A 26,379-nucleotide genomic window follows, 5' to 3' on the forward strand; every position below is an offset into this window, starting at 1 on the left:
CGCTCTTCCCGCGCTCTCCGCCCGCTCTCCTCCCGCCCCCGCGCCCGGCCCCCGTCCGCCCCGCCCGGCCCCGCCCGTGACCTGCGCGGACGCCCGGAACCCCGCCGGGCGCGCGCCCCTCGCGCGCCGCCGGCCCCCGCCGGTCCCGGCCGCGCGGCGGCTACCTTCGGTCCGGCCCGCGCCCGGCCCCCCGGCGCCGGCCGGACCGGACAGCGTGTACCGAGAGGCAGGGATCAGCCGTGGCCGACCAGAAGGTGCTCGAAGCGCAGAAATGGGTGAACGCCACCTACGGGACCGTGGCGGGCTATGTCCGCTGCCCCGAGGACGGCCGCACCGGCTGGTCCACCATGAACGCCCTGATCATGGGCCTCCAGGCGGAACTGGGCATCAGCCCCGTCGTCGCCAGCTTCGGCCCCACCACCATGAGCAAGGTCGCCGCCCTCGGCCAGATCGGCTTCGGCTGGGACAAGAACCGCAACATCGTCGCCATCCTCGAACACGGCCTGTTCTGCAAGGGCTACTGGGCCGTCGAACCCGACAGCTACGGCTGGTACACCGGTGTCACCCGGCAGGCCGTCAAGGACCTGCGCTCCAACATGGGCATCCCCGAGGGCGACGGCAGCGTCGACGCCAAGCTCTTCAAGTGCATCCTCAACATGGACGCGTACGTCGTCGTCGCCGGCGGCACCGACAAGATCCGCGGCATCCAGCGCTGGCTCAACGGACGCTACTGGCAGCGCGACGCCTACAGCATCGGCCCCGCCGACGGCATCTACTCGCGCGACGTCCAGAAGGCGCTGATGATCGCCGTCCAGTACGAACTGGGCATCGCCTCCCCGAACGGCAACTTCGGCCCCGCCACCCAGTCCGGCCTGCGCGGCAAGAACCTCGGCCCCGGCGACTCCGGCGTCTTCGTCGAACTCTTCTCCGCCGCCTGCGTGTTCAACGAGCCGATCGGCGACTACCGCACCAACCAGCGCGCGAGCTACGACAACGCCCTCGCCGACTACGTCAAGGCCTTCCAGCGCTTCTCCCAGCTGCCCGAGAACGGCCGCGCCGACTACCCGACCTGGGCCCAGCTGCTCGTCTCCATGGGCGACCCCGACCGCGCCGCGGGCGGTTCCGACACCCGCTTCGAGATCACCGCCTCACGCGCCCAGTGGCTCTACGCGAACGGCTACCGCGTGGTCGGCCGCTACCTCTACGACCCGCCGGGCTCCACCCTCGACAAGGAGATCAAGCCGGGCGAGCTGCGCACCCTCTTCGACGCCGGGCTGCGGGTCTTCCCGATCTACCAGGACAACGCCCGCCAGCTCTCCGACTTCACGTACACCAAGGGCTACCAGCACGCCCTCAACGCCCACTCGCTGGCCGGCGGCTACGGCTTCAACCGAGGCACCGTCCTCTACTTCGCCGTCGACTACGACGCCACCCAGGACGAGATCGACTCGGCGATCGTGCCCTACTTCCAGGGCGTCGCCGCCGGACTCGCCGGCCAGGGCAAGAAGTACGTCCACGGCGTCTACGGCTCCCGCAACGTCTGCATCAACGTCACCAACAAGACCTTCGCCCGCTACTCCTTCGTGTCCGGCATGTCCTGGGGCTTCTCCGGCAACCTCGGCTTCACCCTGCCGAACAACTGGTCCTTCAACCAGATCAAGGAGTTCCAGGTCGTCAACGGCTCCGACACCTTCGACCTGGACCGCGACGTCTGGCGCAACGGCAGCGACCCCGCCACCGGCTCCGTCAACGACCCCACCGGACCCGCCGACGCCTTCATCGCGTACATCGAGCGCCTCTACAACATCGCCGTCTCCTACAACTCCTCCGACCGCAGCGCCTCGCAGCTCGTCATGGAGTACATCCGGCACGCCGAGTACGGCAACAAGGACTGGATGAACGAGCTCGGCTGGTGGTTCCTCATCGGCGGCTACGACGAGAACTTCATCACCTACGCCAACGACCGGGGCATGACCATCATGAAGGAGTTCAAGGACCCCTTCACCGGCTACAACCTCGGCGCCGAACACCTCATGGCCACCGCCAACGGGCACCTCCTCACCGCCCAGGACTCCAACCAGAAGGCCGCCAACGGCGGCGACGTCGCCGGCTGGGCCGGCGACTGGATGACCTTCTACGCCGACTGGCGCAACTCCGAGGAGCAGTACGCCTCCGGCCGCGCCTTCTGCGCCGCCAAGCTGGCCGTGCCCAACGTGGCCTCCTCCTTCGGCTTCAACGACATGATCGAGGACGCCGACGGCTATCTCCTGGCCCGCGCCGTCCGAGGCGGCAAGACCATCCTCCAGGCCGTCCGGGACCACTACAACGGCGGCGGCGGACTGCGCCGCTTCAACGACTTCTTCACCAACCGCTGGGGCACCGCGGAGAACTGCAAGTTCTCCGCCCACAACGCGCTCACCGCCACCGACCTCACCCTCGGCCTGGCCCGCAAACAGCTCATCTCGCTCGCCGGCGCCATGCTGCCCTCGCTGCTGCAGAACCTGCCCGGCGGCGGCGACAAACTGGACTCCTTCGAACTCGGCTTCGTCGACGCCATGCTCGCCCGCATGGGCATGGAGACCCGCTCCCTCGCCACCTACCGCGCCAACCACGCGAGCTACCTGCGCGCCGCCCGCTCCCGGAGCGCCGCCGGCACCGGACGGTGAGGGAACACCGGCGCGACCGCCCCGGCTGGTGGCTGAAGCTCGCGTCGGCGCTGCTCCTCGCCGACGCGCTGGTCTGGCTCCGGGGCCTGTTCGCCGGCGGGCTCGACACCGAGAAGCTGTGCCGCTTCGCCCACCACACCGTGTACGACCCCGCCTACCGCGAGCGGCACCCCGACGAACCGTGGCGGCTCTTCCCGCTGCACAACCGATGCAACGCGACCTACGACCTCGTACCCGCCTGGGTGAACCCCGCGGTCGCCGTACTCACCGTCTGCGTCCTCGTCGCGCTCTGCGGCGCGGTCCGGGCGCTGACCGTTCGAAGGAAGAGGCATGACGCACCCCATTGACCGCCGCCGCGTCCTGGCCGCCGGCGCCGCGCTCGGCGCCGCCACGGCCCTGGCCCCCGCCCTGACCGGCACGGCCCACGCCGCGCCCGCCCCCCGGACCGCCGCCTGGACCGGGAAGCGGACCGCCAACGGCTGGCCGGTCCTGGAGCAGGCCGAGGAGTTCGCCGTGGAGGGCTCCGGCCGGCGCGTCCGGCTGGCCGCCGGCCCCGCCGCCGTGCTCCTGCTCCACGTGGCCCGCCGCTTCCACTACGAGATAGCCGAGCTCCGCGCCGACGACCTGCGCGGACACACCCGGAGCCGGACCGTCACCCAGCGCTACGAGTCCAACCACCTCTCCGGCACCGCCCTCGCGATCCGCCCCGCCGCCTACCCGGCGGGTGTCAAGGACGGCCTCTACCCGCGCGAGCTGGTCGTCGTCCGCGACATCCTGGCGGAACTGGAGGGCACCGTCGCCTGGGGCGGCGACTTCCGCACCCCCAAGGAGTCGCACTTCCAGCTCGCCCACGGCCCCGGCGACCGGCGCCTCAAGGCCGTCGCGGCGCGGATCGAGGGCTGGAACGCGGGCCCCGGCGGCGTGGGCGCCGGGGCCACCGACGCCTTCGCCCCCGACCGGCGCGCGAAGGCCCGCGCCTTCCCCCGAGGCTGACCGCCACCGCCCGGCCGGCCGCCTCCCGGCCCGCCCCTTCCGCCCGCCCGACGGCCTCCGGGACCGCCGGGCGGGCCCCCACCCGGCGTCCTCTATGCTTTCCGAGGCCCGGGCGGGGACCACGTGACACCGATCATGAAGATCCTGGGGAACAACCGGCCGACCGCCGCCTCCGCACCCGCGGGGCCGGCAGCCCGGTCCGCGCCCGTGCACGGAAGCCCCCAGGGAGAAGTGAGGTATGTCGGTGATCTGCGTCGGAGGCATGATCGGGATCGGCAAGACCAGCGTCGCCGAGCTGCTCGCCAAGGAGCTGGGCAGCGACGTGTTCTACGAGAGCGTGGACGACAACCCGATCCTGCCGCTCTTCTACACGGCGAGCCCCGAGGAGATCCAGGCCAAGCGCTACCCCTTCCTCCTCCAGCTCTACTTCCTCCAGACGCGTTTCGCCTCGATCAAGGAGGCCTACCGGCAGGGCGACAACGTCCTCGACCGCTCCATCTACGAGGACTGGTACTTCGCCAAGGTCAACCACGACCTGGGCCGCATCAGCTCCCTGGAGATGCGGGTCTACGAGGGCCTGCTGAACGAGATGATGCGCGAGATCGACGGCCTGCCCTACCGCAAGGCGCCCGACCTCATGGTCTACCTCAAGGCCGACTTCGAGACGGTCCTCAGGCGCATCGGACTGCGCGGCCGCGACTTCGAGCAGGACGAGGCCCTCGTCGAGTACTACCGCACCCTGTGGTCCGGCTACGACGACTGGGTCAACCTGCACTACGCGGCCAGCGAGGTCCTCGTCATCGACATGAACCGCACCGACGTGGTGAACGACCCGGACGACGCCGCCCGCGTGGTCCGCGAGGTCAAGGACGCCCTGGCCACCGCCCGGGCCCGCGCCTGACGGCGCCCCGCGGGCCCCGTCAGCCGCGCAGCCGCGCGATCGTGTCGCGCAGCCACAGGGCGCTGCCCTTCGGGGTGCGCCGCAGCGTGGCGCGGTCGACGTGGACGATGCCGAAGCGGCCCGCGTAGCCGTAGGCCCACTCGAAGTTGTCCAGCAGCGACCAGACGAAGTAGCCCCGCACGTCGGCCCCGGCGGCGCGGGCGCGCGCCACGGCCGCCAGATGGGCGGCGAGGTAGGCGGCGCGCTCCGGGTCGTCGACGAAGCCCGCCGGGTCCGGCCGGTCCCCGTACGCGGCGCCGTTCTCCGTGACGACCATCCGGGTGCCCGGGTAGTCGCGCGCGATCCGCAGCAGCAGCGCGGTCAGGTCGTGCGGCATCACCTCCCAGCCGAGTCCGGTCACCGGCAGCCCGCCGTGCGGCACCCCACGGGTGACCGGCAGCCCGTCCGGGCCGGTGGCGGAGCCGCGCGCGTCCACCCCGGAGCTGCGCGCCGAGCGGTAGTAGTTCACCCCGAGGGTGTCGACGGGCGCCGCGATGGTCTCCAGGTCGCCGTCGCGGACCGGGATGCCGACGCCCCGGGCGGCCAGGTCCGCGACCAGGTCCGCCGGGTAGCCGCCGCGCAGCACCGGGTCGAGGTAGCAGCGGAAGCCGAAGGCGTCCGCCCGGCGGGCCGCCTCCCGGTCGGCGGGCGTGTCCGAGGCGGGGCCGCTGGTGCCCAGCAGGTGGGTGACGGACAGGTCCAGCGGCCTTCGGGCCGAGGCGCGCAGCCGGCGGACCGCCAGCCCGTGCGCGAGGTGCAGGTGGTGGACGGCCCGGACGCCGTCGGCGAGGGACCGCCCGCCGGGCGCGTGGACCCCCTCGACATGGCCCAGGACCGCCGAGCAGAACGGCTCGTTGAGCGTGGTCCAGTGGGTGACCCGGTCGCCGAGCCGCCCGTGCACGAGCTCCGCGTAGTCGGCGAACCGGAAGGCGGTGTCGCGGGCCGGCCAGCCGCCCGCGTCCTGGAGCTCCTGGGGCAGGTCCCAGTGGTAGAGGGTCAGCCAGGGCGTGATCCCGCGCGCCAGCAGCTCGTCGACGAGCCGGTCGTAGAAGGCGAGCCCGGCGGGGTTCGCCGGGCCCCGGCCGCCGGGCTGGACCCGGGGCCAGGAGACGGAGAAGCGGTAGCTGTCGAGGCCCAGCGCGGCCAGCAGGGCCACGTCCTCGGGCATCCGGTGGTAGTGGTCGCAGGCCACGTCACCGGTGTCGCCGCCCGCGACGGCGCCGGGCACCCGGCAGAAGGTGTCCCAGATGGACGGGGTCCGCCCGTCCTCGGCGACGGCGCCCTCGATCTGGTACGCGGAGGTCGCGGCCCCGAGCCGGAAGTCCGGGGGCAGCAGGTCGATCGCGGACGCGTCGTCGTACACGGCGGGCTCCTGGGGAGAAGGGGGGAGCCTTCCGGGCGGCCGCCTCGGACCGCCGGCCGCCCGGAAGGCGTCGGGGGACCGTCAGGGGAAGCTGACGACGGTCGAGGGCACGGTCGCGGTGCCCTCGGTGGGCGCGCCCGTGTCGTTGACGACGTGGTCGAACTGCCCGTTGCCGCCGAGCGAGACGGTCAGCAGCCCGTGGAACCTGACACCCGGCTTCACCGGCGCCTTGAAGCCGTGCGCCTGCCGGATCGTCGGATCGACGTTGTAGTAGCAGTAGCTGCCGAGCCCCCAGCCCTCGTGGGTGGTCACCGAGTCGTCGACGCGGTAGGCGGCGTAGCCCCGGGTGGCGCCGTTCTGGATCGCGGCCTGGTTCGGCGCGTCGTACGCCTTCTCGTTCTGGAAGAAGATCGTGCGCCCGCGGTCGCCGAACCACTCGACGTCGTACTTGTTGAAGTGCTCGACGAACAGTCCGGTGGCCAGCACGTCGTCGCCGCTGACGCGGACGCCGTAGTCGGCGCGGTTGGTCTCCCAGCCGACGCCCTCGCCGTGGTCGGCGCGCCAGACCCAGGTGTGGTCCACGATGGTGTCGTCGTTGTTGACGACCATGCCGACGGTGGCCCGGCCCGCGCCCGCCCCGCCGACGCGGATGTAGACGTCCTGGACGGTGGTCGGGTCGGCGCCGTGGTCGGCGGACGCGTTCTGCGGGCCGACCTCCAGCAGCGTCGCCGAGTTCACCGGACCGGCGTCGACGAGGAAGCCGGCCAGCCGGACGCCGTCGACGTCGGCGACCCGCAGCGCGGTGACGCCGTTGTCCGGGATGAGCGTGGCCAGCCCGAGGCCGAGCACGATCGTGCCCGGACGGTTCACCTCGACGGTCCGGTCGACGTGGTAGACGCCGGGCGTGAACAGCAGGTGCAGGCCCTGGTCGAGCGCCTGGTTCATGGTGGCCGCGGTGGTGCCGGGCTTCACCACGTAGAAGCGGCTGAGCGGGATCCGCTCGCCCTGCGGGGCGCCGTTCGCCCAGGTGGTGCCGCGGGCGTCGGTCCGCTTGGCCGGGGAGAAGACCTTGAACTGGTTGTCCTCCCAGATCAGATACGGCTTCTCGCGCGAGACCGGGGTGGTGGCGAGGGTCGTGTACCGGGGCTCGGGGAAGGACTGCGCGGGCGCGCCCTCGGTGCCGGAGAAGACCTGGTTCCAGACCGAGTTGGACCAGCCGCCGATCGAGCTGTCGCGGGTGTACCACTGCTGCTGCGAGTAGTTGCCGATCTGGCCGTCGATCTTCGAGTCGGCGATGTAGCCGCCGCTGGCCCAGCCGTAGCCGTTGGGGGCGAGGTTGAGCCCGCCCTTGACGTGCATCCGGCGGAAGGAGGAGGCCTGCGCGACGGCCCAGCGGTCGGTGCCGTTCACCGGGTTCAGCGCCAGGCCCTCGGCGCTCCGCCAGAAGTTCTGGGTGGCGTTGCCGTTGAACCAGCCCGCGTCCACGGTGACGTCCCCGTTGATCGTGGTGTCGTCGGGGCGGACCCCGAGGCCGGCGATCTGGGTGTAGAAGCCGAGCTGCGCGTTGAGCCCGTTGTACGTGCCCGGCTTGAACAGGAACGCGTGCCGGCCGTTGCCGAACTGCGCCGACTCCTGCTGCCGGAAGACCTCGTCGAGCCGCCCCTGGATGTCCGGGGTGGCCGGGTCGACGATGTGCACGTTGGGGCCGAGGTCGCCGCCGCCGGGCAGCGGCGTGCCGCCGCCGTCGGCGGTGCCGTACACCTGGAACTCCCACAGGGAGTAGCCCCAGGCGGTGCCCCGGGCCAGGCCGTTCATCCGGACGTAGCGGCCGGTGCCGGACAGGGCGAGCTCGTCGGTGCCGCCGTCGCCGCCGGTCACGGTGGTGACGGTGCGCCAGTCGGTGCCGTTCTCCGACGCCTGGATCTGGTAGTTCCGGCCGTAGGCGGCCTCCCAGGTCAGCACGGCACCGCTCAGGGCGGCGCTGCGGCCGAGGTCGACCTGGAACCACTGGGCGTCGGACCAGTCGCTCGCCCAGCGGGTGCCGGTGAGGTTCCCGTCGACGGCGGCGCCCGCGCCGAACGGGCCCTCGGTGGAGGAGGCGGTCGCCGGCCTGCCCTGCGAGAGCAGGGCGGGCGCGGCGGCGGCGGGCGCGGCCGGGGCGACCGCGAGCAGACCGCCCGCGAGCGCGGCGACCAGGCCGCCGACGGCGGCCCGCCGGATGCCGGAGGCGCGGCGCCGGGCGGGTGGCGGGGAGGTCAGGAAGGGCATGGGGACTCCTGGGGAGACGTGGGGGCAGGGGGTGGCGCACGTTCCTCGGGGGGCGGGTCGGGCGGCCGGGGTCAGCCGTGGAGTTCCCGGTGGGCGCGGATGATCTCCGCGTACCGCCGGCCGCTCGCCTTCACCGTCCGGCGCTGGGTCGCGTAGTCCACGTGCACCAGGCCGAAGCGCTTGTCGTAGCCGTAGGCCCACTCGAAGTTGTCCAGCAGGGACCAGGCGTAGTAGCCGGCCAGCGGCGCGCCCTTGCGCACGGCGCGGGCGCAGGCCGCGAGGTGCTGTTCCAGGTAGCGCACCCGGTCCGGGTCGTCGACCGCGCCGCCGGGACCGGTCGTGTCGGGGAAGGCGCAGCCGTTCTCCGTGACGTACAGCCTGCGCACCCCGTACTCCTCGGTGAGCCGCAGCAGCAGCGCCTCCAGGCCGCCGGCGTCGATCTGCCAGTCCATGCCGGTGCGCGGCACGTCCGGGAGGCGCACGGCGCGGGCGTGCGGGACGGGGCCCTCCGGGTCGTCGGCGACGGTCTCCGGGAAGTAGTAGTTGAGGCCGTGCCAGTCCAGCGGGGCGGCGATCAGCGCGGCGTCGCCGGGCCGCTCGGGGAGCTCCACCCCGTACAGCTCGCGCATGTCGGCGGGGAAGCCGCGCCCGTAGACCGGGTCCAGCCACCAGCGGTTGGTGTGCCCGTCGGCGCGCCGGGCCGCGGCCAGGTCCTCGGGCCGGCCGGAGGCGGGGGTGATGGGGGAGTGGTTGGTGACCAGGCCGATCTCGGCGCCCGGGGCCGAGGCGCGCACGGCGGCGGTCGCGAGCCCGTGTCCGAGCAGCAGGTGGTACGAGGCGCGGACGGCGGCCGCGAGGTCGGTGAGCCCCGGGGCCATCCGGCCCTCCAGGTGGCCGATCCAGGCGGAGCAGAGCGGTTCGTTGAGGGTGGCCCAGCGGGTGACCCGGTCGCCGAGGCGGCCGGCGACGACGGAGGCGTACGCGGCGAAGTGCTCGGCCGTGGCGCGCTCGGTCCAGCCGCCGCGGTCCTGGAGCGCCTGCGGCAGGTCCCAGTGGTAGAGCGTGATGTTGGGGGTGATCCCGGCGGAGAGCAGGGCGTCGACGAGCCGGTCGTAGAAGTCGAGTCCGGCGGCGTTGACGGGCCCGTCGCCGCCGGGCACGACCCGGGGCCAGGCGATCGACATCCGGTAGGAGTCGGCGCCGAGTTCGCGCATGAGCGCGATGTCCTCGGGCCAGCGGTGGTAGTGGTCGCAGGCCGTGTCGCCGTGGTCGGCGTTGTCGATCCGGCCCGGGGTGTGGCTGAAGGTGTCCCAGATGGACGGGGAGCGGCCGTCCTCGGCGACGGCGCCCTCGATCTGGTAGGCGGAGGTGGCGGTGCCCCAGGCGAATCCGGCCGGGAAGGCCTCCAGGTCGAGCGGGTGGGAGCGGGCGGAGTCGGACACGGAGCACCTTTTCGTGAGGGGCCGCGCTGCGGCGGCGGGAGCGGGAGCGGGGGCGGGGGCGAAGGGCGGGGCGGTGCGGGTCACTTGACCGCGCCCGCGGTGAGCCCCGCGACGAGGTAGCGCTGGAGCAGCAGGAACCCGGCCACGACGGGCACGCTCACCACGAGGGACGCGGCCATCACCTGGTTCCAGTAGACGTCGTTCTGGGTGGCGTAGCCCTGGAGGCCGACGGCGAGCGTGCGGGTGGTGTCGTTGGTCATGACCGAGGCGAAGAGGACCTCGCCCCAGGCGGTCATGAAGGCGTACACGGCGACCGCGACGATCCCGGGCAGCGCGGCCGGGACGATCACGCGGAAGAGCGCGCCGACCGGTCCGCAGCCGTCCACCTTCGCCGCCTCGTCGAGCTCGCGCGGGATCGAGTCGAAGTAGCCGGTGAGCATCCAGACCGAGAAGGGCAGCGAGAAGGTCAGATAGGTGAGGATCAGGCCCTCGCGGGAGCCGAAGAGCGCGATGCCCGTGGCGTTGCCGATGTTGACGTAGATGAGGAAGAGCGGCAGCAGGAAGAGGATGCCGGGGAACATCTGCGTGGACAGCACCGTGACCGCGAAGACCCGCCGGCCGCGGAAGTCGTAGCGGCTGATCGCGTACGCGGCGAAGACCGCCACGGCCACCGAGCAGACGGTCGCCGCGCCCGCCACGGCCAGCGAGTTGAGGAAGTAGTCGGCGAGCGGGACCGTCTCCCAGATGTCGAGGTAGGGGCGGAAGGTCAGCCGGGAGGGCAGCCACTGGAAGGTCCCCGAGACGTCCGCGAGCGGCTTCAGGGAGCTGGAGACCATCACGTACACCGGCAGCAGCACGAAGCCGGTGAGCAAGGTCAGGAAGATCCGCCGGGTCCACAGGAAGGACCGGGGGGCCGCCATGGGGGAGCGGGCGGCGCGGAGCTCAGGCATCGGAGGCCGTCCTTCCCCGGGAGGTGAGCAGCAGGTACGCGCCCGTCACCAGGAGCAGGAAGAGCAGCAGCAGGACGGACATGGCCGAGCCGGTGCCGAAGTTCCAGGTCTGGAAGGACGACTGGTAGATGTGCAGGGAGATCAGGTCGGCCGCCTCGGGCGCCGCCTTGCCGAAGAGCACGAACGGCGTGTTGAAGTCGTTGAAGGTCCACAGGAACAGCACCAGTACGAGGACCTGGTTGACCTGGCGCAGCGACGGCAGGGTGATGTGCCGAAGCTGCCGCCAGACGCCGGCGCCGTCGAGGGCGGCGGCCTCGTACATGTCCCGGGGGATGTTCTGCAGCCCGGCCATCACGGTGAGGAAGGCGAAGGGCCAGCCCTTCCAGACCGAGACGGTCAGCAGCGCCCAGAAGCTGTTGTCGCCGATGAGCCAGAAGGCGGGCCCGTCGGTGAGGCCGAGCTGGTCGTGCAGCACGTGGTTGATCAGGCCGTTGTCCCGCTGGAACATGAACGCCCAGGTGATGACCGCCGCGTAGACCGGCAGGGCGTACGGGACGAGGAACAGCGTCCGCAGGACCGCCCGGCCCCGGAAGCCCTCCTGGAGGAAGACGGCGGCGGCCGTGCCCAGCAGCCAGCACAGGGCCACCGAGGCGAGCGTGAACAGGCAGGTGGTGGCGAAGGAGCGCAGCAGCGCCTGGCCGACCGGGGCGTCGAAGTCGAGGGAGACGGAGTAGTTGCCGAGGCCGGCCCAGGGCGCGGCCGACCAGTCCCGGATGAAGAACTGGGTGAGCTCCTTGAAGCTCATCCCGATGCCCATGAGCATCGGCACCAGGTGGACGAGGAGTTCGAGGACGAGGGCGGGGAGCAGCAGCAGGTACGGGAGGGCGACGCGGCGGCGCGCCGGACGGCGCGGCGCGGGCGCCCCGCCGGGCGCGGCCCCGCGCACGGCGGGCTCGCCGCGCGGGGCGACGGCGGTCTGGGTCATGGGAGCGCTGCCTACTTCTTCGGCATCTGCTGCTGGGCCTTGTCCAGCTTGGCCCGCACGGACTCGGCGGTGACCGGCCGGCCGGCGGCGGCGTCGGCGAAGAGCTCCTTCACCGCGGTGCCGACGACGGTCTCGAACTGGGACTCCTCCGGCACCTGCGGCAGCGCGGCGGCGCTGGTGGCCAGGGTGTCGCGGATGACGGCCAGCGAGTCGGAGCCGAAGGCCGCGTCGGCCTGCGCGGTCTTGACCGGCGGGACGGAGCCGTACGCCTTGTTGAGCAGGATCTGCTCCTCGTCGCCGGTCATGAAGTTCACGAACTTCAGCGCCCCGTCGAGGTTGCGGGTGTTCTTGAAGACGGAGATGTTGATGCCGGCGACCATCGAGTTGGTCTGCGCGCCCTGGCCGGGGGTGCCGGAGGCGACGGGGGCCGGGACGACGCCCCACTCCTCGGGCTTCATGCCCTGGGCGGCGAAGGTCTGGGAGGGCGTCTGCCACAGGACCATGCCGGTGCGGTTCCTGGCGAAGTCGGAGAGGGACTGGTTCTGCGCGTACTCGGCGTTGCCGGGCGCCGTGATCTTCGCGGCGGCCATCAGGTCCACGTACTGCTTGACGGCGGCGACGGCGCCGTCGGAGGTGAAGTCGGGCCTGCCGTCGGGGGTGAAGAAGTCGGCGCCGTGCTGCTTGCCGAGGACGAAGACCTGGTGGATGTTGTTGGAGAGGTTGGCGCCCTCGACGCCGATGCCCCACCTGCCGTCCCGGCTCAGCTTGCGGCCCGCGGCCTCGACCTCGGCCCAGGTGGCCGGCGGCTTCGCTATGCCCGCGTCGGCGAACATCTTCTTGTTGTAGTAGAGCGCGTAGGCCATGGAGTACAGCGGCACGGCGGCGGGGTCCTTGCCGGGGGCGCCGGTGGAGCCGAGCGCGGAGCCGACGAAGCGGTCCTTGCCGCCGATCGCGCCGAAGTTCTTCTCGTCCCAGGGCAGCAGGGCGCCGGTGGACTGGAGCGAGGCGCTCCAGGTGTTGCCGATGTTGAGGACGTCGGGGCCCTGACCGGAGGTGGTGGCGGTGAGGATCCGGTTGAGCAGGTCGGACCAGGGGATGACCTCCAGCTTGACCTTGATGCCGGTCCGCTTCTCGAACTTGTCGAGCTCGGGCTGGAGCACCTTCTTGTCGGCCTCCAGGCTGGGGCCCTGGTTGGTGGCCCAGTACGTGAGCGTCTTCGGGGAGCCGGAGCCGCCCGCGCCGCCGGTGGTGCCGCCGCCGCAGGCGGAGGCGGCGAGGACGAGGGAGAAGGTGACGGCGGCGGTGACGGCGGCTCTGCGTGTGCGCATGGCTCCAGGGCCCTTTCAGGGACGACGGGAGGACCGAGGGAACGGGGGCGGTCCCGACCGCCAGCCCGTGTCATCGGCTTAATTTAGGATGTGAGTTAAGCCTCACGGGAAGGGCGCGTCAAGGCCCGGAATCCGGGTATGTTGCAGCGAAAGACTTCAGAGACGGGAACCCACGTGCACGCGACACATGGCCGTACGGTGCGTGACCTGCGGCGCGAGAACCGCACCGCCGTACTGCGCAGGCTGTACTTCGACGGACCGATGAGCCGTCTGATGCTCGGCCCCGCCATCGGGCTGAGCTCCGGATCGGTCAGCAACGTGGTGGCCGAACTCGTCGCGGAGGGACTGGTCGAGGAGGCCGGCAGCGTCGACTCGGCCGGCGGCCGCCCGCAGACCCTGCTGCGGATCAGCCCCGGCAGCGGCTGCATGATCGGCGTCGACGTCGGCGAGACCCGGGTCAGGGTCGAGCTCTTCGACCTCACGCTCAACGAACTCGCCCGCGCCGAACGGGCCCTGCCCAGCACCGGACCGCGCATCTCGCGCTACGAGGTGGACCTGGTGGTCCGTCATGTCCGCGACGGCATCGCCGAGGTGCTGCGCACGGCGGACGTGCCCGCCGACCGGCTGCTCGGCGTCGGTGTCGGCGTCCCCGGCATCATCGCGTACACCCCGGAGGAGGGCGCCGTCGTCCACGGGCAGACCGTCGGCTGGGACGCCGTCCCCTTCGAGCGCCTGCTGCGCGAGGCCGTCGACCTGCCCGGCACCGTCCCGTACTGGATCGACAACGGCGCCAAGACCCTCGGCCAGGCCGAGATGTGGTTCGGCGCCGGACGCGGAGCCCGCAGCGCCGTCGTCGTCCTCTTCGGCTCCGGCGTCGGCGCCTGCGTCGTCACCGACCCGCTCGGCCCCGGCCGCGCCCTCGAATGGGGCCACCTCACCGTCAGCGTCCGGGGACGCCGCTGCCGCTGCGGCTCCCAGGGCTGCCTGGAGGCGTACGCGGGAGCCGAAGCCCTCCTGGAACGCTGGGCGGAGGCGGGCGGCCGGCCTCCCGAGGGCGCCGACGAGGAGACCGCGCTCACCGCGATGCTCACCGCCGCCTACCCGCCCGAGGACTCGGGGGCCGCCCCCGACACCACGGCGCTGGCCGTCCTGGAGGAGACCGCCGAATACCTCGGCGCGGGCTTCTCGGACCTCATCAACCTCTTCCAGCCCGAGCGCGTCCTCGTCGGCGGCTGGGCCGGCCTCCAGCTCGGCGCCCGCTTCCTGGACACCGTCACCGCGCACGCCACCCGCTACGCCCTGCGCTACCCGGCCGGCCGCACCCGCGTCACCCTGGGCACCCTGGGCCCGGAGGCGGTCACGGTCGGCGCCGCCCTCCTCCCCCTGGCGGACTTCTTCGCCCGGGGCGGCCGCCGCCCCGAAACCGCCCCGGCCGCCCCGGCCCCCGCCTGGCGGACGGCCCTGGCGGACCGGGTCACGCCGTGAGGGGACGCGCGCGAGGACACGCGTGAGGGGCCGCACCCGCCGGTCGGCGGGTGCGGCCCCGGTGGAGCGGGACGGGTGTCAGACGCGCTGCCAGAGCGACGGCACGGCCGGCGGCTCCCAGCCCGTCTGGGCCTGGTGGCCCTGGAGACAGCGGTACGTCGCGCCGCCGTACGTCACGGTGGCGCCGGCGGCGTACACCGTGCCCGCCTTCCAGGTACCGCCCGGCTGCGGCTCGCCCGGGCCGGGGCCCGGGTCCGTGCCGCCGGTCCGCAGCGTCAGGCCGTAGGCCGACAGGATCGGGTTCAGCGGCTGGAAGTACGTGGTGCCGCCGCTGGAGCAGTTGCCCGAACCGCCCGAGGTCACCCCCTGCGCCTGGCTCCCCGAGATGTACGAGCCGCCCGAGTCGCCCGGCTCGGCGCACACCGTCGTGCGGGTCACGCCGCCGACCGTGCCCTCGGCGTAGGTGACGCTCGTGTTGTGCTGCTGGATCGTGCCGCAGTGCCAGCCCGTGGTGGAGCCGGAGCGGCAGACCGACGCGCCGACCGGCTGCAGCACCGAACCGGCGACCTGCGTGTTCGCCCCGCCCGCGCCCTTCACGTACGGGGTGGCCGTCCAGCTGGAGTTGGCCGCCACCCACGCCATGTCGTTGCCGGGGAAGACCGACGCCTGGAAGCTGCCCTGCGCGACCTGGTTGAAGCCGCTGGTGCTCTGGCCCGCGCGCCCGCAGTGGCCCGCCGTCGCGAAGCCCTGCGTGGTGCCCCGGGTCACCGGGAAGCCCACCGAGCAGCGCCCGCCGCCGCCCATGTAGTACGCGTCGCCGCCCCGGAGGTCGTAGAGCGGACGCGGCGCCTCGGCGACGCGCACCGCCCGCACCAGCCGGGCCGGGACACCGGTGGCCGCCGCCAGGCGGGCCGCGGCGCCCGGCCTGACCTCCTCGACGACGAGCACGTTGGCCCGCACGTCCACGTACCGCACCGGCGCCGAGGCGTCGGCCGCGCGGTCGAGGGCGGCCTTCGCCCGGTCCAGCGCGGCCAGGTCGTGGCCGGCCAGCCGGGCCGTCGCGCCGCCTGCCCGTATCGCGTCCAGATCGGCGGCGCGGGTCGTCGCCACCGTCAGGGTGCCGGACTCCGCTCCGTCGACCCAGGCGCCGGCGAACGAGGCGCCGAGCCGGTCGCGGAGCCGGGCGGCGGTGGCCCCGGCCTCCGCCTCGTTCACGAGCCGGCGCTCGGCCTGGGCCCGGGTCAGCCCCAGGTCGCGGCCCATCGCGGCGAGCAGTTCGGGCCGCGCGTCGGCGGCGCCGAGGGCCCGGGCGGCGCTCCGCGCGCCGGGGGAGGTCCCGGGGGAGGGCTGCGCGGCGGTCGCCGACCCGGCCTGAAGCCCGGCCAGCGCCATCCCGGCGGCGGCCAGCGCGGTACAGGCCGCGCGGGCGTGTCGTCGGAGCATGAGGAGTCTCCTCGGTTCTCGGTGGGGGGTCTGCGGAGAACCGTAGGAACGGCACCGGGGGAGCGGGAGCCTCCGGCCGGCCCCTCCCTCCGCGTTATGCCCCGGCGGTCTGGGGCCTGTCGTCGAAGTCCCGTCGTCGCGAGGCGGACGGGAGCGTGACGACAGGCTCTGGGGGCGCGGCGGCGGTCAGGGAGACGCGTCCGCCGGTGTCCGCCCCGCGCTGCGCGCCAGGGCCTCCGCGTGGGCGTCACGGGCGTGCGCGAGGACGGCGGCGGCCCGCCCGGCCGCCGCGCTCTCGGGGTGCCAGCCGAGGAGGTGGCGCCAGAGCAGCGGGGCCCCGGTGAGCGGGCGGGTCACCACGCCGGGGGTGGCCGGGAAGGTCGCCCGGCACAGGCCCACCGCCCGGCCCACCTGGACCAGGTGCACACAGGACGCGGTGTCCGTCTCGTACACCCGGGCCGGGGTGAAGCCGGACCGCACGCAGGCGGCGGCGAAGCAGTCGCCGAAGCAGCCGTCTCCCGGCACGTCCGTCCACTCCTCGGCGGCGAGTTCGGCCAGGGCCACCTGGGCGCGGGCGGCCAGGGGATGCCCGCTCGCCAGCATCGCGTACACCGGGTCGCGGGCCACCTCCGTCCAGGCGAGCCGCCCGGCCTCGGGCGGCGGGCTCTCCCCGCAGACGCCGACCAGCGCGAAGTCGAGCCGCCCGGCCACCACCCCCCGGGCCACCTCCCGTTCCGACCAGGAGGTGTACGTGGTGACCCGGGCGTCCGGATCGGCCCTGGCCAGCCGGTCCACGAGGCCGCCGAGGAGCGGCCCGTGGGTCCCGCCGAGCCGGTGCCCGGGGGCGACGCCGTCGCGGGCGAACCTGACCGCCTCCTCCTGGAGCCCGCTGACGGCGGGCAGCACCACCCGGGCCCGGTCGAGGACCAGGTCGCCGAGCGCGGTCGCCCGCACCCCGTCCCGGCCGCGCACGAACAGCGGGCCGCCCAGGGTTCGTTCGATCCGCTTGAGCTGGGCGCTGAGCGCGGGCTGCGCCAGCCCGAGGGCGGTGGCCGCGCGGGTGAGGCTGCCCGCCTCGGCGATGGCCCGGACCGTCTTCAGATGCCGCAACTCCAAGTCCATGCGCCCAGCTTGGCGCGCCGCCCCCAACAGGTCCAGACCAAGGGGCGGATGGACCGGGCCCGTCCCGCCGGACGCGTCACGCGGTCAGCGTTCGGGCGTGCGGAGAGCCGTGAGCTCCTCGTTCAGCGTGGTCAGGAACGCCAGCGCCGTCGCCAGTTCCGCGTCGTCGAACCGCTCCCGGGCCCGCGAGGTCGCCTCGGCCAGCGGCCGGAAGTACTGCCGGGCCACGGCGCGCGCCCCCACCTCGTAGCGCACGTGCACGACCCTGCGGTCCGCGCTCTCCCGCGACCGCCGGACATGGCCCGCCTTCTCCAGGCGGTCGAGACAGGCGGTGACCGCCCCCGAGGTCAGCCCCAGCTTCTCGCGCAGCAGGCTCGGCGTCATCGGCTGCGGACTGTCCAGGATGATCCCGAGGGCCTGTACGTCGGTCGGGTGCAGCCCGTGGGCCAGCGCGAAGCCGTGGACCAGCCGGTTCAGCTCCCCGTGCGTCCGGCGCAGCGCCACCGCGAAGCCCTGGAGATCACCCGTCACACGCCTCGGGGGCGACGTCGTTTCGTCATCGGTACCGGCCACACGGCCAGCCTACGTGCCCCGGCGGCGACCGATCACCGGCGAGGCGCCGCCCCGCCGCGTCCTCCCGCGACCGTCCGGCCACCGGCAGTAACGTGACCGTCGTCCGGCAGCGGGCGAAGGGCACCGAGGAGAGGCGGCGGCGATGCGCGGGACCGGCGGAGCTGGTGTGGACGTGGTGGTCGTCGGGGCCGGGGCGGCCGGTCTCGCGTGCGCGGCGGACCTCCTCGCCGCCGGGCTGAGCGTGCGTCTGCTGGAGGCGGACGACACGGTGGGCGGCCGGATGCGGACCGACCGGATCGGCGGCTTCACCCTCGACCGGGGATTCCAGGTGTTCAACACCGCCTATCCGCAGGTCAAACGGCGCCTGGATCTCAAGGCGCTCAGGCTGCGTCCGTTCACCCCGGGCGTGCTGGCACACACCTCCGACGGGCCCCGCCGCTTCGGCGACCCGACCCGACGCCCCCGGCACGGCGGGCCGCTGCCCGCCGAAGGCGCCTCGGTCCGCGACACGGTGGCCCTGGGCCTGCTGTCCGCCCGCGACATGCTGGCGCCCGTGTCGTGGCTGCGAGGACGTCCTGACGGGACCACCGCGACCGCGCTCGCCGAGGCCGGCCTGTCCGCCGGAATCGTCGAGACCTTCCTCCGGCCCTTCCTCTCGGGCGTCTTCCTCGAAGACGACCTGGAGACGTCGGCGCGCTTCTTCCACCTCGTCTGGCGGACGATGCTGCGGGGAACGCCGTGTCTGCCCGCCGACGGCATCGGCGCCGTCCCCGCCCAGCTCGCCGCCCGGCTCCCCGACGGCGTGCTCCGCACCGGTGCCAGGGTCGCCGAGCTGACCCCGGACGGAGTGGCCCTCGCCGAGGGCGGCGGCCTGTCCGCCCGTACCGTCGTCGTCGCGACCGGCCAGAGCGCGGCGGCCGGACTGCTGCCCGGCCTCGGCGTGCCGCCCGGCCGGACGGTGACCACCCTCTACCACGCGGCAGCGCGGTCTCCCTTGGCCGAACCGACCCTCGTCGTGGACGCGCGCCGCCGGTTCCTGAACTCCTGCGTCCTCACCGAGCTCCATCCCGGGTACGCCGAGGACGGCCGCGCCCTCGTCTCGACCTCGGTCCTCGGCTCCCCGGGGCCCGCCGCGACGGCGGCGGTCGAAGCGGCTCTCGGCGAGGCGTACGGAGCGGACGTGGCCGGCTGGGAGGCGGTGCACCGGGTCACGGTGCGCGACGCCCTGCCCGCCATGCCCCCACCCCTGACCCTGTCCCGCACCAGCCGCTTCGGGCCGGGGCGTTACGTCTGCGGCGACCACCGGGCGACGGGCTCGCTCCAGGGCGCCCTCGCCTCCGGGGCCCGCGCCGCCCGGGAGGTCCTCGCGGACCTCCGGGCGGCACGGGACGGACGCGCCGCCGCGCCGCCGAAGCCCTGACCCGGCCCTGACCCGGCCTGGGGCCGGCCTGGGGCCGGCCCGCCGTCGCCTACCGGCGGTCAGCCCACGACGGGCATGGTCAGCAGCAGGTGCAGGACCAGGGTCCAGCAGCCCGCGGCCGTCGCCGCTCTGCGCCACCGGCGCCGACGGGGCTCCGACACGGGATCGGCCCGGACGGGCCGAACGGGTCTGCCCACGGGCACGGCCCTGGCCGGATGCCACGAAGGGGCGGCGGCGGACACGGGCTCGACGGCGGGCCCGTGCGCGGCGGCCGACCGGAGCTCCAGCAGCGCGAGACCGTTCAGGAGCTCGGCGTAGGCCCGGCGACGCGCCCCGCGCGGGGCGGACCGGCCCGACTCCCAGCAGCGCACCGTCGCCGCGGTGACCCCGAAGGCCGCCGCCACCTGAGGACGGGTGAGCCCCCAGTCCTCGCGGAGCCGCAGCCGCGTCGCGGGCGGCGGGAGCTGCGGGAGGGACGAGGAGCGGCGGGTGCGGGCGCGGGTGCGAGCGACGGCGCGGGCCGGGGCGGGCGGGGCCGTTGTGCGCGGGGCCGATCCGCGCGGGGCCGGTGTGTGGGGGACGGGTGCGTGGCGGACGGGCGTGTGAGGGGCCGGTGTGGGAGGCGCCGGGGGCGCGAAGGTGGCGTTCATATGAAGTCGGACCATCCTCCTGACGGATCGTCACGCCCCGCCCACCGGCTTCACCCGGGCGGCGCAGTACCCGCTCCCTCCGCTCTCCCGCCAGGGCCAGGCTCCGCCCTGGCCGCCCTCCCGTCCCGGCCGCACCCCGCGCCGCCGTTCACACGATTCCGGTCACCACCACCGTCGTCCGCACCCGCCCGCCGAGCGGCGCGCCCTCCTCGTCCAGCATCGGCTCGGCCGCGTCCTCCACGGCGCGGCGGACCTCCCGCGCGACGTCCAGCGCCCGGCCGCCCCGGCGCACCGTCAGCAGGATCTCCACCTCCCACGTACCGTCGGCCGCGTTCCTGACGGCCCGGACCCCGCCGGGGTGGGGCACCCTCCGGGCCGCCTCCCGGTCCCCCCGTCCGGACGTCTCGCCGTCCGGCGTCCAGACGGCCCCGCGCCCGGAGCCTCCCCCGGCCAGTCTGCGCAGCAGCCCGGCGAGGTTCGGCCGCAGAAAGGCGACCCCTTCGGTGGCCCGGGCGGCCGCACCCGCCGTCCGCTCCAGCTCGGTCCGTGTGTCCCGCTGCGTCACCTTGAGCTCCTCTCCGCCCCGGGGCCGCCCTCCGGCCCCGGCGGGACGTCCTCCGCGAGCACGTCGACGACGCGTACGTCGACCTCCCGGACGTCCATGCCCAGTGCCTCGTCCGCCACGGCGAACACGGCGTCGCGCACCTTCTCGGCGGCGTCGGGCAGCGCCGCGAGCGAGGCGGCGACAGCCACCCGCACGCGCAGGGGGCCACGGCCCGCGCCATACCCACTTCCGGTCTCCGCCGGCGGATGGATGCGGCAGCTTCCGGCCCGGATGCCGGGCAGGGCGTCCACGGCGGCGCGGAGCTCGCGCGCCGCCGCCGACTCGAAGATCCAGCCGGCCGCGTCCGCGCCATCGCCCAGCGGCAGCCGGCGGCCGGGCCGCAGCTCCAGGCGTACGACGTCCATGACCCGGGCGGTCAGGGCTTCGGCGGCGTCGTGGATGTCGTCGGCGTCGTCGGCGCCGGGCGTACCGGGGTCGCTTCGGACGCCGAGGGCACCCCCGCCGTCGACGTCGCGCGCCGCCGCGATCAGCCGGTCGAGCGAGCGCAGCTCGGCGACGGCGGCCGAACAGTGGGGGCAGCGGGCGACGTGGCCGTCGTCCGCCGCCGGGCCCCGGCCGTGCCCGGCCGCCCGCTCCCAGACCGCCTCCAACGACCGGCCGCAGGGCAGGACCTCGTCCTCCCCGTCGCCTTCTCCGGAGGGACGCGGGTCCGCGTTCAACGCCATTCGCTCATCGCCTCCGTCAGACTGCGCCGGGCCCGGAAGATTCTGCCGCGCGCCGTTGTCGCGCTGATGCCCACCGCCTCGGCGACCTCCTCGTACGACAGCAGGTGCAGCTCCCTCAGGATCCAGCACGCGCGCTGCTCCGGGGAGAGCTCGGCCAGAGCGGCCGTCAGGTCGGCGAGCGCCGCGCTCGATTCCGCCGCACGGGCGGGCGAACCCTCGTGCGCGGGAGCGGGCGGCTCGGGGACGGAGTCGAGTTCCATGGTCGGCCTCCGGGCTCTGAGCCGGTTGAGGCAGCGATTGGTGACGATCTTGAACATCCAGGTCAGGAACGCCGCGTCCCCGCGGAAGTCCGGGAGCCTGCGCCACGCGCTGACCAGGGCGTCCTGAACGACGTCCTCGGCCTCCGCCGAGTCGTTCAGCATCCGCCGGGCCAGCCCCAGCAAGGTGGGGGCGTGCCGGCGGACCAGTGTCTCGAACGCCTCCTCGTCGCCCTCGCGCGCCCGTTCGACGAGCAGGGTGTCGTCCGGGCCGGTCCCGCACCGGGTCGGCCCCGGCGGTTCGTCCGTCAGCCCTCGCACTGGCCGTTCCTCTCCTCACCGGGCGCGTCCCTCCAGGACGGGGCGCGCTCGCATGTGCGCGGCTCGCCGCGTGACGAATGCCGCTCGCCGGTGTCCAACGACGTGAACGACCAGTCGTGTCGAGGACCGAAGAGGAGAAATCACATGACCGAGACGACCCTGGCCCCCGGGGACACCAGCCGCGTACGGCGGACGCGCCCGCTGCCCGCCCCCGGGGACGGCGCGGAAGGTGCCGTCGCCGAGGCCGCGGGCAGCAGGGGCAGGACCACCATCGCGGACCTGGTGGTCGTCAAGGTCGCGGGCATGGCGGCGCGCGAGATCCCGGGCGTGCACGACATGGGCGGTGGCCTGTCCCGGACGATCGGCGCGGTGCGGGACCGCGTGCCGGGCGGGCGCCCGAACGTCGGCCGCGGCGTGAAGGTCGAGGTCGGCGAGCGCCAGGCGGCGCTGGACATCGAGCTGGTCGTCGAGTACGGCGTCCCCATCGCGGACGTCGCCCGTGACGTACGGGAGAACGTCGTCGCGGCGGTGGAACGGACCACGGGCCTGGAGGTCGTCGAGGTGAACATCGCGGTGAACGACGTGCACCTCCCCGACGAGCCCGCGGAGCCGTCCACCGGGGAGAGCCGCGTCTCCTAGTCCGGCCGTGGCCGATTCCCCGTCCGGCGACGGACGGTCGACTTCTCGTGAGGTGGGTGTGGAGTGAGCAGATCTCTGACGGGACCGGCGGTCGCCGAGCGCGGCGGCGTGCGGGTCTCCGATCGCGCGGTCCGGCGGATCGTCCGGCAGGCGGCGACGGAGGTCCTGGACGGCGCCGGTACGCCGAGGGAGCCCTCGGTCGCGAGGCCGGGGGAGGGGTACGCGCGGGTGCGGGTGGGCATCGAACTCGCCTATCCCGCCGATCTGGTCGGGCAGGGCGAGCGGGTGCGGCGGTATGTGATCGACCGGGCGTCGGAGCTGTCCGGTCTGCACATCAGGCGGGCCGACGTCGTCATCGAGGGACTGTCGGCCATCCCGGCCGCGTCCCCGGGCCCTCAGGAGGGCGCCGCGCCCGAGCCGGACGCGGCACCGGCGGAGCGGGCGGGGCCGCCGCGCCGGGCGGGGCGTCGGCCGTGGTCCGCGCGGCGGCTCCCGGCCCTCGCGCTCTCCCTCGTCGGGGCGGCGACGGCCGGAGCGCTCCTGGTGCGGGCGGTCCGGGACGGACTCGGCCCGTGGGGCGGGCGGCGTGAGGTCCCGCTGTCACCGGGATTCCTGACGGCGGCCGGCGCGGCGGTCGTCCTGCTCGGCCTCGTCCTGCTGGTGCTGGCCGTCACGCCCGGCCACCGGCGCCGGCTGCCGATGGCCTCGCCCGACGCCGCCACGCGCGCCACCCTGGACCGTGACGCCCTCGCCCTGACGCTCCGACAGGCCGTCCTGGGCGTCGAGGGGGTGGGCTCGGCCCGGGTGCGGCCCGGCCGCCGCCGGGTACGGATCCGGGTGCGGACGGCCTCGCCCGGTGCGGCGGGCGCGGTGCGGGCGGAGGCCGCGCGGGCCGCCTCGGACGCGCTGGGGCGCGCCGGACTGGTCCGGGTTCCCCGGCTGTCCGTCACGGCGGCGAGCGCCGGCCGGGGCCGCCCGTACGAGGACGCGGAGGGTGCCGCGTGAGCGCCGCCCGGCTCGTCGTGAACCGGCTCCTCATCCTGCTGGCCGGCGGCGCGGCGGTGTCGGCGGGGGCCCTGCTCCTCTGGAGCGGGCCGGCCGTCCGGAAGACCCTGCCCTGGTCGCCGCCGTCCGGGCCGGCCGAGCTGTGGGAGGCGTACGGACGGTCCACCGCCGCCGTCCTCCTCCTGCCGCTCGCGGCCGTGCTCGCGCTGTCGCTCCTCTGGGGCATCGGCCAACTGCCCGACGGGCGCCGGTCGCGGCTCATCGCGACCGTACCGGGGCTCCGCGTCCGGCGCCGGGCGCTGGCCCGTGCGATCGCCGAGGACATCCGCGCACTGCCCGGTGTCGACGCGGCCGGAGTCACGCTGCGCGGGCACGCCGGTGGCCTCCGGGCGAGGGTGCGGCTCCGGCTGGCGGGGACCGCGCCGCCGGGGGAGGTGCTGCGCGAGGTGGTCGACGGACCCGTACGCCGCGCCCGCGCCGCGCTCGACGCGGGCCTGGCCGCGGAGATCCGCGTGACGGCGCGACGGCGGCGCACTCGTGCGGGGCGGGTCGAGTGAGCCGCCGGCCCGCACGGCGAGGGGGCGGGAGAGAGGTAACTCAATCAATGAGATACTTTTCTGTCGAACTTGTTGTGCCATCGTCTCCAGAGGACTGACATGAGAAGCGCATCGTGGTGGGTACGTTGGCTGGTGCCGATCGCCCTTCTGGTGGTGTGGCTGGGCGTCGGCGGCGCCCTGGGCCCGTACGCCGGCAAGCTCGGCGAGGTCGCCACGAACGACCAGGCCGCGTTCCTGCCGCGCAGCGCCGAGTCGACCCGCGTCCTCGAAGCCCGCAAGGCCTTCGAGACCTCGGCGACGGTGCCCGCGATCGTCGTCTGGACCACCGCCGACGGCACCGTGACGGAGGCCCAGCGCCAGGCGGCGACCCGCGCGGTGGCGGGACTGGCCGGGGACGCCGGCGTCGCGGGGACGCCCTCGCCCGCGCTCCTCTCCGAGGACGGGCAGGCGCTCCAGGCCGTCGTCCCCCTCGCCCCCGGCCTCGGTGACGAACTGCGGTCCGTCCTCGACGACGTCCGTACGGCCGCGGGATCGGTCCCCGGCACCCGGGTCGCCATCGCGGGCCCCGCCGCCAGCCAGGCCGACCTGTCCGGGGCCTTCGCCGGGATCGACGGCCTCCTCCTGGGCGTCGCCCTCGGCGCGGTCCTGCTCATCCTGCTGCTGGTCTACCGCAGCGTGCTGCTGCCCCTGGTGATCATCATCAGCGCCGTGCTGGCCCTCGGCCTGGCCTGCGCGGTGGTCTACGCGCTGGCCGCGCGCGACATCGTCCGGGTCGACGGCCAGGTCCAGGGCATCCTGTCGATCCTGGTCATCGGCGCCGCGACCGACTACGCCCTGCTGCTGGCCGCGCGCCATCGCGAAGAACTCGCCGCCCGCGACGACCTCGCGGCGGCGGCCCTGGCGGCGGTGCGCCGCTCGGCGGGGGCGATCGTGGCGAGCGCCGCCACCGTCGCCCTCGGCCTGATCGCCCTGCTCGCCAGCGATCTGACGAACAACCGGGCGCTCGGCCCCGTCGGCGCCATCGGCATCGTCTGCGCGGTGCTCAGCACGCTGACGTTCCTGCCCGCGGTGCTCGTCCTGCTCGGCCGCGCCGCCTTCTGGCCCGCCGCCCCCACACCCTCGGACACAGCGGAGGAGGGGCACCGGATCTGGCGCCGCGCCGCGGCCCTCATCGACCGCGCGCCCCGCCGGGTGTGGGTCTCCACCGCCGCCGTCCTGCTCGGACTGGCCGCGTTCTCGACGGGACTGTCCGCCAAGGGCGTGCCGCTCGACGAGATCTTCGTGAACGACGCCCCCTCCGTCGCCGCGCAGCAGACCCTCGCCCGGCACTTCCCGGGCGGGTCCGGGAACCCCACCGTGATCATCGCCGACGCCGGTCATACCGAGGAGGTCACCCGGGCGGCGGCCGAGACCGACGGGGTCGCGTCCGCCGCGCCCGCCACCGCGACCGGACGCCCGGGATCCGGCACCCCGCTCGTCGTCGACGGCCGCGTCCGCGTCGACGCCACGCTGTCCGCGCCGGCCGACAGCGACGCGGCCAAGCGGACCGTCGAGCGCCTGCGCGACCGCCTCCACGCGCTCCCCGGCGCGGACGCGCTCGTCGGCGGCTACACGGCCCAGCAGTACGACACCCAGCGGACAGCCGAGCGGGACCGAGGCGTCATCGTCCCCGTCATCCTCGGCGTCATCCTCCTGATCCTGGTCCTGCTGCTCCGCTCCCTGCTGGTCCCGGTCCTCCTGGTGGCCACGGTCGCGCTCAACTTCTTCGCCACGCTCGGGGTGTCGGCCCTCGTCTTCGAGCACCTGCTCGGCTTCAGCGGCACCGACGCCTCCGTACCGCTCTACGGATTCGTGTTCCTCGTCGCGCTGGGCGTCGACTACAACATCTTCCTCATGACGCGGGTGCGCGAGGAGACCCTGACACACGGGACGCGCCAGGGCGTGCTGCGCGGACTGACCACGACCGGCGGGGTCATCACCTCGGCCGGCGTGGTCCTCGCGGCCACCTTCGCGGCCCTGATGGTGATCCCGCTGGCCTTCCTGGTCCAGATCGCCTTCATCGTCGCCTTCGGCGTCCTCCTCGACACCCTGGTCGTCCGCTCCCTCCTCGTCCCCGCCCTGGTGATCGACATGGGCCCCCGCGCCTGGTGGCCCAGCGCCCTCGCCCGCGAGGGCCGCCCGCTCAGCAGTTCCTGACGGACCACACGGGCGTCCAGTCGTACGTGAAGGGCGTGGGGTCCGGCAGCACCACGTCCCGCACCTGGCCGTTCTGGCCGTAGAAGAACGCGGCGGCGCCGACCTGGTTGTTCACCACCTGGCCGACGCCGTTCCAGTAGGACAGGGAGTACTGGGCGCACCGGTAGAGGAAGAAGACCTTGTACTTGCCCACCGCCGGGTCCCAGACCCCGGTGCAGAGGTTCCCCGACGCGCACGTGACGGGGCTGCCCGACGACGTGTGCACGAAGTCCGCCCAGGGCGAGACCGTCGGCGACACGGCCGCCACGGCACGCGAGGAGGGGCCTTCGCCCCGGGGCGCCGGCGGCATGACCATGATGGTCCCGCCGCCCGCGCGGGGCCCGGCCGGGGCCGCGGCCTGAGCCGGGCCCGCCGCGACGGCGGACACCAGCACGCACAGGACGGCACCGGCCGCACCGAGGGCGGAACGCCAGGTTCGCGACATCG

Annotated in this window: 24 protein-coding genes; 10 read left to right on the top strand and 14 right to left on the bottom strand. The window is 74.3% G+C overall.

The genetic code is table 11. The features are described from left to right. Positions 1-239 precede the first annotated feature (239 nt). The 4 genes from ACZ6J5_RS07855 (at position 240) to ACZ6J5_RS07870 (ending at position 4,560) form a co-directional block, all read left to right on the top strand. Positions 240-2,666 (top strand): glycoside hydrolase domain-containing protein, encoded by a 2,427-nt coding sequence (locus ACZ6J5_RS07855; protein ID WP_469388839.1) that lies wholly within the window; start codon positions 240-242, stop codon positions 2,664-2,666. Then, complete coding sequence (locus ACZ6J5_RS07860) at positions 2,663-3,013, top strand: hypothetical protein (protein WP_469388841.1); 351 nt, start codon at positions 2,663-2,665, stop codon at positions 3,011-3,013. The genes ACZ6J5_RS07855 and ACZ6J5_RS07860 overlap by 4 nt, the downstream gene beginning before the upstream one ends. Continuing rightward, on the top strand, positions 2,997-3,659 hold the full coding sequence (locus ACZ6J5_RS07865; RefSeq protein ID WP_469388843.1) for a M15 family metallopeptidase: 663 nt from the start codon (positions 2,997-2,999) through the stop codon (positions 3,657-3,659). Before ACZ6J5_RS07860 ends, ACZ6J5_RS07865 begins: the two co-directional genes overlap by 17 nt. 238 nt (positions 3,660-3,897) lie before the next feature. After that, positions 3,898-4,560, top strand: a complete 663-nt coding sequence (locus tag ACZ6J5_RS07870; protein ID WP_469388845.1) for a deoxynucleoside kinase — start codon at positions 3,898-3,900, stop codon at positions 4,558-4,560. Between the two features lie 19 nt (positions 4,561-4,579). Here the strand turns inward: ACZ6J5_RS07870 and ACZ6J5_RS07875 are convergent, their stop codons facing one another. From ACZ6J5_RS07875 to ACZ6J5_RS07900, 6 genes are all read right to left on the bottom strand, one after another. Next, the gene (locus tag ACZ6J5_RS07875) at positions 4,580-5,962 is read right to left on the bottom strand and encodes a GH1 family beta-glucosidase (protein WP_469388847.1); all 1,383 of its coding nucleotides are present in this window, start codon (positions 5,960-5,962) and stop codon (positions 4,580-4,582) included. 81 nt (positions 5,963-6,043) lie between these two features. Next, positions 6,044-8,230: a discoidin domain-containing protein gene (locus tag ACZ6J5_RS07880; RefSeq protein ID WP_469388849.1), complete on the bottom strand. Its 2,187-nt coding sequence runs from the start codon at positions 8,228-8,230 to the stop codon at positions 6,044-6,046. A 71-nt stretch (positions 8,231-8,301) separates the two neighbouring features. Then, positions 8,302-9,672 carry a GH1 family beta-glucosidase gene (locus tag ACZ6J5_RS07885; RefSeq protein WP_469388851.1) on the bottom strand — a complete coding sequence of 457 codons (1,371 nt, stop codon included), beginning with the start codon at positions 9,670-9,672 and terminating at the stop codon, positions 8,302-8,304. Between the two features lie 80 nt (positions 9,673-9,752). Next, positions 9,753-10,592 carry a carbohydrate ABC transporter permease gene (locus tag ACZ6J5_RS07890; protein WP_469389617.1) on the bottom strand — a complete coding sequence of 280 codons (840 nt, stop codon included), beginning with the start codon at positions 10,590-10,592 and terminating at the stop codon, positions 9,753-9,755. Between the two features lie 22 nt (positions 10,593-10,614). After that, complete coding sequence (locus ACZ6J5_RS07895; RefSeq protein ID WP_469388853.1) at positions 10,615-11,607, bottom strand: carbohydrate ABC transporter permease; 993 nt, start codon at positions 11,605-11,607, stop codon at positions 10,615-10,617. Between the two features lie 11 nt (positions 11,608-11,618). Next, positions 11,619-12,935: an ABC transporter substrate-binding protein gene (locus ACZ6J5_RS07900; protein ID WP_469388855.1), complete on the bottom strand. Its 1,317-nt coding sequence runs from the start codon at positions 12,933-12,935 to the stop codon at positions 11,619-11,621. A gap of 138 nt (positions 12,936-13,073) precedes the next feature. Here ACZ6J5_RS07900 and ACZ6J5_RS07905 point away from each other — a divergent pair, with 138 nt between their 5' ends. Continuing rightward, positions 13,074-14,420, top strand: a complete 1,347-nt coding sequence (locus ACZ6J5_RS07905) for an ROK family transcriptional regulator (protein ID WP_469388857.1) — start codon at positions 13,074-13,076, stop codon at positions 14,418-14,420. A 78-nt stretch (positions 14,421-14,498) separates the two neighbouring features. Here the strand turns inward: ACZ6J5_RS07905 and ACZ6J5_RS07910 are convergent, their stop codons facing one another. The 3 genes from ACZ6J5_RS07910 to ACZ6J5_RS07920 form a co-directional block, all read right to left on the bottom strand. Next, a complete protein-coding gene (locus ACZ6J5_RS07910; RefSeq protein WP_469388860.1) occupies positions 14,499-15,863 on the bottom strand; it encodes a carbohydrate-binding protein in 1,365 nt (454 codons plus the stop codon). Between the two features lie 186 nt (positions 15,864-16,049). Continuing rightward, complete coding sequence (locus tag ACZ6J5_RS07915; RefSeq protein ID WP_469388863.1) at positions 16,050-16,985, bottom strand: LysR family transcriptional regulator; 936 nt, start codon at positions 16,983-16,985, stop codon at positions 16,050-16,052. An 84-nt stretch (positions 16,986-17,069) separates the two neighbouring features. After that, positions 17,070-17,558 carry a MarR family winged helix-turn-helix transcriptional regulator gene (locus ACZ6J5_RS07920; protein WP_469388865.1) on the bottom strand — a complete coding sequence of 163 codons (489 nt, stop codon included), beginning with the start codon at positions 17,556-17,558 and terminating at the stop codon, positions 17,070-17,072. A 142-nt stretch (positions 17,559-17,700) separates the two neighbouring features. Here ACZ6J5_RS07920 and ACZ6J5_RS07925 point away from each other — a divergent pair, with 142 nt between their 5' ends. After that, positions 17,701-18,978 (top strand): NAD(P)/FAD-dependent oxidoreductase, encoded by a 1,278-nt coding sequence (locus ACZ6J5_RS07925; protein WP_469388867.1) that lies wholly within the window; start codon positions 17,701-17,703, stop codon positions 18,976-18,978. A gap of 59 nt (positions 18,979-19,037) precedes the next feature. On the opposite strand, the gene ACZ6J5_RS07930 is transcribed toward ACZ6J5_RS07925, so the two are convergent. The 4 genes from ACZ6J5_RS07930 to ACZ6J5_RS07945 form a co-directional block, all read right to left on the bottom strand. Continuing rightward, entirely contained in the window at positions 19,038-19,628 is a 591-nt protein-coding gene (locus ACZ6J5_RS07930) for a helix-turn-helix domain-containing protein (protein WP_469388870.1), read from the bottom strand. Between the two features lie 148 nt (positions 19,629-19,776). Next, complete coding sequence (locus ACZ6J5_RS07935; RefSeq protein ID WP_469388872.1) at positions 19,777-20,193, bottom strand: hypothetical protein; 417 nt, start codon at positions 20,191-20,193, stop codon at positions 19,777-19,779. Beyond that, positions 20,190-20,918 carry a hypothetical protein gene (locus ACZ6J5_RS07940; RefSeq protein ID WP_469388874.1) on the bottom strand — a complete coding sequence of 243 codons (729 nt, stop codon included), beginning with the start codon at positions 20,916-20,918 and terminating at the stop codon, positions 20,190-20,192. Before ACZ6J5_RS07940 ends, ACZ6J5_RS07935 begins: the two co-directional genes overlap by 4 nt. Then, positions 20,909-21,496 carry an RNA polymerase sigma factor gene (locus ACZ6J5_RS07945; RefSeq protein ID WP_469388876.1) on the bottom strand — a complete coding sequence of 196 codons (588 nt, stop codon included), beginning with the start codon at positions 21,494-21,496 and terminating at the stop codon, positions 20,909-20,911. Before ACZ6J5_RS07945 ends, ACZ6J5_RS07940 begins: the two co-directional genes overlap by 10 nt. 144 nt (positions 21,497-21,640) lie before the next feature. Between ACZ6J5_RS07945 and ACZ6J5_RS07950 the strand changes: the two genes are divergently transcribed. From ACZ6J5_RS07950 to ACZ6J5_RS07965, 4 genes are all read left to right on the top strand, one after another. Further along, complete coding sequence (locus tag ACZ6J5_RS07950) at positions 21,641-22,135, top strand: Asp23/Gls24 family envelope stress response protein (protein WP_469388878.1); 495 nt, start codon at positions 21,641-21,643, stop codon at positions 22,133-22,135. Positions 22,136-22,198: 63 nt separating this feature from the next. Further along, positions 22,199-23,140, top strand: coding sequence for a DUF6286 domain-containing protein (locus tag ACZ6J5_RS07955; RefSeq protein WP_469388880.1), 942 nt, complete (start codon positions 22,199-22,201; stop codon positions 23,138-23,140). After that, positions 23,137-23,697, top strand: coding sequence for a hypothetical protein (locus ACZ6J5_RS07960; protein ID WP_469388881.1), 561 nt, complete (start codon positions 23,137-23,139; stop codon positions 23,695-23,697). The genes ACZ6J5_RS07955 and ACZ6J5_RS07960 overlap by 4 nt, the downstream gene beginning before the upstream one ends. A 99-nt stretch (positions 23,698-23,796) precedes the next feature. Then, on the top strand, positions 23,797-25,893 hold the full coding sequence (locus ACZ6J5_RS07965; RefSeq protein WP_469388882.1) for an MMPL family transporter: 2,097 nt from the start codon (positions 23,797-23,799) through the stop codon (positions 25,891-25,893). Here the strand turns inward: ACZ6J5_RS07965 and ACZ6J5_RS07970 are convergent. Next, positions 25,880-26,377, bottom strand: coding sequence for a hypothetical protein (locus ACZ6J5_RS07970; protein WP_469388883.1), 498 nt, complete (start codon positions 26,375-26,377; stop codon positions 25,880-25,882). The genes ACZ6J5_RS07965 and ACZ6J5_RS07970 overlap by 14 nt on opposite strands. Positions 26,378-26,379: the final 2 nt, after the last annotated feature.

This window comes from Streptomyces sp. NPDC042100, assembly GCF_055582325.1.

What these genes read in the sequence shown, in the direction of transcription:
- ACZ6J5_RS07970 (WP_469388883.1), bottom strand. Translation starts at nt 26,377, where the DNA reads ATGTCGCGAACCTGGCGTTCCGCCCTCGGTGCGGCCGGTGCCGTCCTG.
- ACZ6J5_RS07915 (WP_469388863.1), bottom strand. Translation starts at nt 16,985, where the DNA reads ATGGACTTGGAGTTGCGGCATCTGAAGACGGTCCGGGCCATCGCCGAG.
- ACZ6J5_RS07865 (WP_469388843.1), top strand. Translation starts at nt 2,997, where the DNA reads ATGACGCACCCCATTGACCGCCGCCGCGTCCTGGCCGCCGGCGCCGCG.
- ACZ6J5_RS07930 (WP_469388870.1), bottom strand. Translation starts at nt 19,628, where the DNA reads ATGAACGCCACCTTCGCGCCCCCGGCGCCTCCCACACCGGCCCCTCAC.
- ACZ6J5_RS07950 (WP_469388878.1), top strand. Translation starts at nt 21,641, where the DNA reads ATGACCGAGACGACCCTGGCCCCCGGGGACACCAGCCGCGTACGGCGG.
- ACZ6J5_RS07880 (WP_469388849.1), bottom strand. Translation starts at nt 8,230, where the DNA reads ATGCCCTTCCTGACCTCCCCGCCACCCGCCCGGCGCCGCGCCTCCGGC.
- ACZ6J5_RS07900 (WP_469388855.1), bottom strand. Translation starts at nt 12,935, where the DNA reads ATGCGCACACGCAGAGCCGCCGTCACCGCCGCCGTCACCTTCTCCCTC.
- ACZ6J5_RS07905 (WP_469388857.1), top strand. Translation starts at nt 13,074, where the DNA reads ATGTTGCAGCGAAAGACTTCAGAGACGGGAACCCACGTGCACGCGACA.
- ACZ6J5_RS07925 (WP_469388867.1), top strand. Translation starts at nt 17,701, where the DNA reads ATGCGCGGGACCGGCGGAGCTGGTGTGGACGTGGTGGTCGTCGGGGCC.
- ACZ6J5_RS07870 (WP_469388845.1), top strand. Translation starts at nt 3,898, where the DNA reads ATGTCGGTGATCTGCGTCGGAGGCATGATCGGGATCGGCAAGACCAGC.
- ACZ6J5_RS07895 (WP_469388853.1), bottom strand. Translation starts at nt 11,607, where the DNA reads ATGACCCAGACCGCCGTCGCCCCGCGCGGCGAGCCCGCCGTGCGCGGG.
- ACZ6J5_RS07940 (WP_469388874.1), bottom strand. Translation starts at nt 20,918, where the DNA reads ATGGCGTTGAACGCGGACCCGCGTCCCTCCGGAGAAGGCGACGGGGAG.
- ACZ6J5_RS07965 (WP_469388882.1), top strand. Translation starts at nt 23,797, where the DNA reads ATGAGAAGCGCATCGTGGTGGGTACGTTGGCTGGTGCCGATCGCCCTT.
- ACZ6J5_RS07890 (WP_469389617.1), bottom strand. Translation starts at nt 10,592, where the DNA reads ATGGCGGCCCCCCGGTCCTTCCTGTGGACCCGGCGGATCTTCCTGACC.
- ACZ6J5_RS07910 (WP_469388860.1), bottom strand. Translation starts at nt 15,863, where the DNA reads ATGCTCCGACGACACGCCCGCGCGGCCTGTACCGCGCTGGCCGCCGCC.